The following is a 6,335-nucleotide window of genomic DNA, read 5'->3' on the forward strand; positions in this document are numbered from 1 at the left end:
CAATAAAGGAGTTTTACCAAATGGCCTTAAATAAACCATATCAAGCATATCAAGATAATGCTGTTAACACTGCTACTGGTGGCGAGTTAACATTAATGCTATATAATGGATGCATCAAGTTTATCAAACAAGCAATGAAAGACATACAGGAAAAGAATATAGAGGCAAAAAACACCAACATTCAAAAAGCACAACGCATTATCCAAGAATTGATGGTTACCCTCGATCAAGATGTCGCAATATCAAAACAAATCATGCCTTTATATGACTATATGCATCATCGCTTGTTAGAAGCCAATTTGAATAATGACAATAGTGCTCTTGAAGAAGTTTTAGGATTTGTAACAGACTTCAGAGATACTTGGAAACAAGTAATCTTACAAACCAGACAGAAACAATATGCACAAGGTGAGCATGTCTAATGAATCGTGTAGAGCCTATTTATGCCATCACTATGAGGATACAAGAATTATTAGATGATAAGATTTCTTCTAATCACCGACAAGAGGTATTAGATGAGATTAATCAACTTCTTATACAAAGAGGTACGTATATGGAAGAAATTTCAGAACCATATACAAGTGAAGAACTAAATCTTGGTAAACAAATTGTAACGCTTAATAAAAGCATTCAAGAGAAAATGGATAAATTATTCAAGACGTTAAAAATAGAGATGAAACAATTAAAGCAACAAAAGAATTCGAATCGAAAGTATATAAATCCTTATGAAAATGTACAGACTGTTGACGGGATGTTCATGGATAAAAAGAAATAGAAATGAGGCCTCTAGATTTTTGTCTAGAGGCTTTTTTATGTGTTTTTTGTCAGTTTTCTTTCAAAAAATATAAGCTTTACTTTGTGAAGTACAGGTAAATAAATTGTAAATCCGGTAACTTTACTGTTTAGTAGGTTTTTAAGAAGGTCAAGCCTAGGAAATTTACAAAATGTACATGTTTATGCAGGATTTTTAATGGGAAACATAGTATAATATATATAAAGATAGAAAAGGAGGACACTTTATGAAATTCAACATTCGCGGAGAAAATCTTGAGGTTACTGAGGCAATTAGAGAATACGTAGAAAAGAAGATTAGTAAACTGGAAAGATATTTTGAAAGCACGCCAACTTCTGAGGTACATGTGAATTTAAGTGTCTATAATGAAAAACAGCGTATTGAGGTTACAATACCGATGACAAGTCTTTTACTTCGAGCTGAAGTAGAACACACGGATTTATACGCAGCAGTCGATTTAGTACTCGATAAACTAGAAAGACAAATTAGAAAATATAAGACGAAGGTCAATCGAAAAGTTCGCCAAAATGGTATACCAAAACCATCCATGACGAGCTTGGCAGAAGAGCTAGAAGATGATATAGAAGAATCAAATGATATTGAGATTGTAAGAACAAAACGTTTTAACCTGAAGCCAATGGATTCAGAGGAAGCAATTCTACAAATGGATATGTTGGGACACGCATTCTTTGTTTTTGAAAATGCAGTGTCAGGCGATACAAACGTTGTATACCGACGTAAAGATGGTAAATATGGTTTAATTGAACCAAATAGTTAATCCTACAAACATGGCGATCTCTAAAAAGGGATCGCCTTTGTATTGGATGAATGTTAAAGATTGAATGGTAGATTAATTGGTAAATACATACCAACGATGTTATTGGCATATAGAATTAAGTAGTGTTATTATTTAATATATAAAAGTAGAATTTATATTATTTACGGTTATAAGAATATTTATAGTGGCCTTTTGATTCCTTTTCCTTTTTTTGGAGAAGGAGGCTTCAGGGAATGTGGGTTTATATTAATGAGACTCCAATCCACAAATAAAGATTCACTATAGGACTGAGGAGCGTATGTATGGCAAGTTTTCTTAAAAAATTATTTGACGGTAATAAAAAGCAGTTAGGTCGACTCCAAGGAATTGTTGATCAGATTGAGTCAATGGAGTCAGATATCGAAAAGCTTTCAGATGAACAATTAAAACAGAAGACAGAAGAATTTAAGAATCGTTATTCGAATGGTGAAAGTCTTGATGACTTACTAGTCGAAGCCTATGCGGTTGTCCGTGAAGCATCTCGACGTGTATTGGACATGCGTCCGTTTCCAGTGCAGTTGATGGGTGCAATCGTACTTCATGAAGGTAATATTGCGGAAATGAAAACCGGTGAAGGTAAAACCCTAGCTTCTACAATGCCTGCCTATTTAAACGCTCTGTCAGGCAATGGGGTACATGTCATTACAGTCAATGATTATTTGGCTGAACGTGACTCAAAGCAAATGGGGCAGTTATTTGAATTCTTAGGGTTAACAGTCGGACTTAATTCTAATGGCTTATCGAAGGAAGAAAAACGAGAAGCATATCAAGCCGATATTACATATGGAACGAATAATGAATACGGCTTTGATTACTTACGCGATAATATGGTTTTATACAAAGAACAAATGGTACAACGTCCATTGAACTTTGCGATTATTGATGAGGTTGACTCCATTCTAATTGATGAGGCGAGAACACCTTTAATTATTTCGGGCTCCGCTCAGAAGTCTGCGTCCTTATATACACAGGCCAACGCTTTTGTAGCAACGTTAAACCGTGAGACGGATTATTCCTATGATGAAAAGACGAAAGGTGTCCAGCTTACTGAAGAAGGTATTAATAAAGCAGAGCGTTATTTCGCTGTTGAAAATCTGTTTGATTTAAATCACGTTTCCATAACACATCATATTGGTCAGGCACTACGTGCACACGTATCCATGCATCGAGATACGGATTATGTGGTAGAAGAGGGAGAAGTAGTTATTGTTGACCAATTCACAGGTCGTCTAATGAAGGGCCGTCGTTATAGTGATGGTCTTCACCAAGCTATTGAAGCAAAAGAAGGCTTGAAAATCCAGAATGAAAGCATGACACTTGCTTCCATTACATTCCAGAATTTCTTCCGTATGTATAATAAACTAGCTGGAATGACTGGTACAGCCAAAACAGAAGAAGAAGAATTTAGAAGCATCTATAACATGAATGTAGTTGCAATTCCTACTAATAAACCAGTAGAAAGAAATGATCGACCTGATAAGATTTACAAAACAATTGAAGGTAAGTTTAAATCAGTTGTCGAGGATATAAAAGCTCGTAATCAGGAAGGACAGCCAGTATTGGTTGGTACTGTAGCAGTAGAAACATCTGAAGTAATCTCACAGCTGTTGAAAAAAGCTGGCGTTAAGCACAATGTTTTAAATGCGAAAAATCACTTCCGAGAAGCAGAAATTATTGAACAGGCTGGTCAAAAAGGAGCAGTAACAATTGCAACGAATATGGCTGGACGTGGTACAGATATTAAACTAGGTGAAGGTGTAATAGAGCTTGGTGGCTTGGCGGTAATTGGTACTGAGCGTCATGAATCAAGACGTATTGATAATCAGTTACGTGGTCGTTCAGGACGTCAAGGTGATCCAGGTATGTCTCAATTCTACCTATCCATGGAAGATGAATTGATGCGTCGATTTGGCTCCGATAATCTTCGGAATATGATGGATAAAATGGGAATGGATGATTCACAGCCAATAGAAAATAAATTTTTATCGCGTGCGGTTGAATCAGCTCAAAAACGTGTGGAAGGAAACAACTATGATGCACGTAAAAATGTTCTATCCTATGATGATGTATTAAGGGAACAACGTGAGATAATCTATAAACAACGCTTCGATGTAATTGATTCAGAAGGAAATGAACTACGCGAAATTATTGAAAAAATGATTCATGCTTCATTAGAACGTGTTATTAATACACATACACAGGATGATGATGAAGATAAATGGGACCTTCAAGCGATTGTAGAATATGTTCATGGAAACCTACTAAATCAAGAAGATTTATCTGTGGAAGCATTACGCGGTAAAGAAGCTGATGAAATAGTTGAGCTTATCATGGATAAAGTTCGTTCACGTTATGATGAAAAAGAAGAAGAAATTTCAGAAGAACAAATGCGTGAATTTGAGAAGGTTATTCTTCTTAGAACAGTTGATACAAAATGGATGGACCATATCGACCAAATGGATCAGCTTCGTCAAGGTATTCACTTACGGGCTTACGGCCAAAATGATCCACTTCGTGAATATCAGTTTGAAGGCTTCGCAATGTTTGAAGGCATGGTAGAAAACATTGAAGATGAAGTGGCGCGGTATATTATGAAGGCACAGGTTCGTGATAATCTTAAACGTCAAGCAGTCGTTAAAAATACGCAAGCTGTTTCAGGTGGCGGTGAAGAAAAGAAAAAGACCCGAAAGCCATTTGTGAAAAAAGAAGATGTAGGTAGAAATGATCCATGTCCTTGCGGTAGTGGAAAGAAATATAAAAATTGTCATGGGCAATAACAGATATTGAACTATCTTGAAACACTCCCGGTTAGCTGGGAGTGTTTTCATGAGTTGCTTTCAGAAATTGAACATAATAAATTTAGAGGTGAATTAAATGGAGTTTGCAGAAATTAGAAATGAATTAGATAAGATGAATAACCGTATTGCGGAATTTAGGGGGTCTCTTTGACTTAGACGCAAAGAAGGCGCGGATTCAAGAATTAGAGCATGATATGACAGCACCAGGCTTTTGGGATGATCAAAATGCTGCACAAACAGTTATCAATGAAGCAAATGTGCTAAAAGGCTTTGTTAATTCTTTTGAAGATATTCAAAGTCGACATGAAGATCTAGAAGTAACCTTTGAGCTTGCAAAGGAAGAAAATGATGAAGAATTATTTGCAGAACTTGAATCAGAGCTCACAAGACTTAGAAAAGACATAAATGATTTTGAATTACAAATGCTATTGAGTGAACCTTATGATGCGAATAACGCAATATTGGAATTGCATCCAGGTGCTGGTGGGACGGAATCTCAAGATTGGGCTAGTATGTTATTACGAATGTATCAACGTTTTGCAGAGCAGAATAACTTCTCTGTCGAAACGCTTGATTATCTACCTGGTGAAGAGGCAGGCGTAAAGAGTGTAACACTTTTAATAAAAGGTCATAACGCCTATGGGTATTTAAAGGCTGAAAAAGGTGTGCATCGACTAGTTCGAATTTCACCTTTTGACTCTTCAGGTCGTCGCCATACTTCCTTTGTATCTTGTGATGTAACACCAGAAATGTCTGATGATGTGGATATTGAAATTCGTACTGAGGATATTAAGGTAGATACGTACCGAGCTAGTGGTGCAGGTGGACAGCATATTAATACGACAGATTCTGCCGTTCGGATTACACATATCCCAACCAATACGGTTGTTACCTGTCAAAATGAACGATCTCAGATTAAAAACCGTGAAGCGGCAATGAAGATGTTAAAATCGAAGCTATATCAGCTAGAAATTGAAAAACAGCAGCAGGAATTAGCGGAAATACGGGGAGATCAGAAGGAAATAGGCTGGGGAAGTCAAATTCGTTCGTACGTGTTCCATCCATATTCAATGGTTAAAGACCATCGTACAAATGTAGAAGTAGGTAATACGCAAGCAGTTATGGATGGCGAATTAGGGCAATTTATTGATGCTTACCTACGCTCGCAGCTGTAAATGTGAATGGTTTGTTCAAATTTTATTCCTAAATTTGTCAAAAATTCCAGTGAAGGCCGATAGTGCCTCACTTCTACCCATTTATTGGATAATTTGTGACTAGTATATTTTAATAATATGGTTATACTAGGAAGTGATAGAACTAACTTCATAATGATTGGGGAGCGTTTTAACATGAAAAAATGGTTATTTACAATTCTATTCGGCTCTGCACTAGTACTTGGTGCATGTGGTGGCGAAGATGAAGCAGATGATAATGGCGCAACAAATGATGCAGGAAATACAGATGGTGATGAAACAGTAGCTGCTGCAGAAGAACTATTTGAAGCAAACTGTGCAGCATGCCACGGACAAGATCTATCTGGTCTAGGTGGACCAAACCTACAAAAGGTTGGCTCGGAGTACTCTGCCGATGAAATTAAGGATATTATTCTGAATGGTAAAGGCGGTATGCCAGCGCAGGATAATCGTGTAAATGAAACAGAGGCACAAGAAATTGCTGATTGGTTAGCAGAAAAAAAATAAGCAGTTTTCGGACAATCCCCCTCTCACTATAACCTTTATGGCTAAAACATAGAAGGGATAAAGGAGGGGGCTTGCTTGTTGGCAAGCATTAGTGTTAAACAAGAGGCTGGGACATAACTAGCCAAAAATAAATGAAAAGTGGTTCCAAACATCAAAAAATGATGATTGGAACCATTTTTCGTTGGTTTATTTTCAATATCCATTGGTAAATTAAATGTTTGGGCGGC

At 36.8% G+C, this 6,335-nt stretch carries 7 protein-coding genes; 6 read left to right on the top strand and 1 reads right to left on the bottom strand.

Features of this window, described 5'->3' with window-relative positions:
• The first annotated feature begins 20 nt into the window (after nucleotides 1-20).
• The 6 genes from fliS (at nucleotide 21) to cccB (ending at nucleotide 6,108) form a co-directional block, all read left to right on the top strand.
• Nucleotides 21-422: a flagellar export chaperone FliS gene (gene fliS / locus ABC228_RS16270; protein WP_345826234.1), complete on the top strand. Its 402-nt coding sequence runs from the start codon at nucleotides 21-23 to the stop codon at nucleotides 420-422.
• Nucleotides 422-775: a flagellar protein FliT gene (gene fliT / locus ABC228_RS16275; protein ID WP_345826235.1), complete on the top strand. Its 354-nt coding sequence runs from the start codon at nucleotides 422-424 to the stop codon at nucleotides 773-775. The genes fliS and fliT overlap by 1 nt, the downstream gene beginning before the upstream one ends.
• Nucleotides 776-1,019: 244 nt before the next feature.
• Nucleotides 1,020-1,571: a ribosome hibernation-promoting factor, HPF/YfiA family gene (gene hpf, locus ABC228_RS16280; RefSeq protein ID WP_345826236.1), complete on the top strand. Its 552-nt coding sequence runs from the start codon at nucleotides 1,020-1,022 to the stop codon at nucleotides 1,569-1,571.
• Between the two features lie 302 nt (nucleotides 1,572-1,873).
• The gene (gene secA / locus ABC228_RS16285; RefSeq protein WP_345826237.1) at nucleotides 1,874-4,387 is read left to right on the top strand and encodes a preprotein translocase subunit SecA; all 2,514 of its coding nucleotides are present in this window, start codon (nucleotides 1,874-1,876) and stop codon (nucleotides 4,385-4,387) included.
• Nucleotides 4,388-4,484: 97 nt separating this feature from the next.
• Nucleotides 4,485-5,583 (top strand): peptide chain release factor 2 gene (gene prfB, locus ABC228_RS16290; RefSeq protein ID WP_345826238.1). Its coding sequence is split into 2 segments (ribosomal slippage): nucleotides 4,485-4,547 and nucleotides 4,549-5,583, totalling 1,098 coding nucleotides; the frame shifts between segments, so codons are not numbered across the junction.
• A 174-nt stretch (nucleotides 5,584-5,757) separates the two neighbouring features.
• Nucleotides 5,758-6,108, top strand: a complete 351-nt coding sequence (cccB, locus tag ABC228_RS16295) for a cytochrome c551 (RefSeq protein ID WP_345826239.1) — start codon at nucleotides 5,758-5,760, stop codon at nucleotides 6,106-6,108.
• A gap of 41 nt (nucleotides 6,109-6,149) precedes the next feature.
• On the opposite strand, the gene ABC228_RS16300 is transcribed toward cccB, so the two are convergent.
• Nucleotides 6,150-6,335, bottom strand: a 186-nt coding sequence (locus tag ABC228_RS16300) for a hypothetical protein (RefSeq protein WP_345826240.1), incomplete at its 5' end; no start/stop codon positions are given.

Source organism: Ornithinibacillus xuwenensis (assembly GCF_039614845.1).
GTDB lineage: Bacteria > Bacillota > Bacilli > Bacillales > Amphibacillaceae > Ornithinibacillus > Ornithinibacillus xuwenensis.

What these genes read in the sequence shown, in the direction of transcription:
- fliS (WP_345826234.1), top strand. Translation starts at nt 21, where the DNA reads ATGGCCTTAAATAAACCATATCAAGCATATCAAGATAATGCTGTTAAC.
- fliT (WP_345826235.1), top strand. Translation starts at nt 422, where the DNA reads ATGAATCGTGTAGAGCCTATTTATGCCATCACTATGAGGATACAAGAA.
- hpf (WP_345826236.1), top strand. Translation starts at nt 1,020, where the DNA reads ATGAAATTCAACATTCGCGGAGAAAATCTTGAGGTTACTGAGGCAATT.
- secA (WP_345826237.1), top strand. Translation starts at nt 1,874, where the DNA reads ATGGCAAGTTTTCTTAAAAAATTATTTGACGGTAATAAAAAGCAGTTA.
- cccB (WP_345826239.1), top strand. Translation starts at nt 5,758, where the DNA reads ATGAAAAAATGGTTATTTACAATTCTATTCGGCTCTGCACTAGTACTT.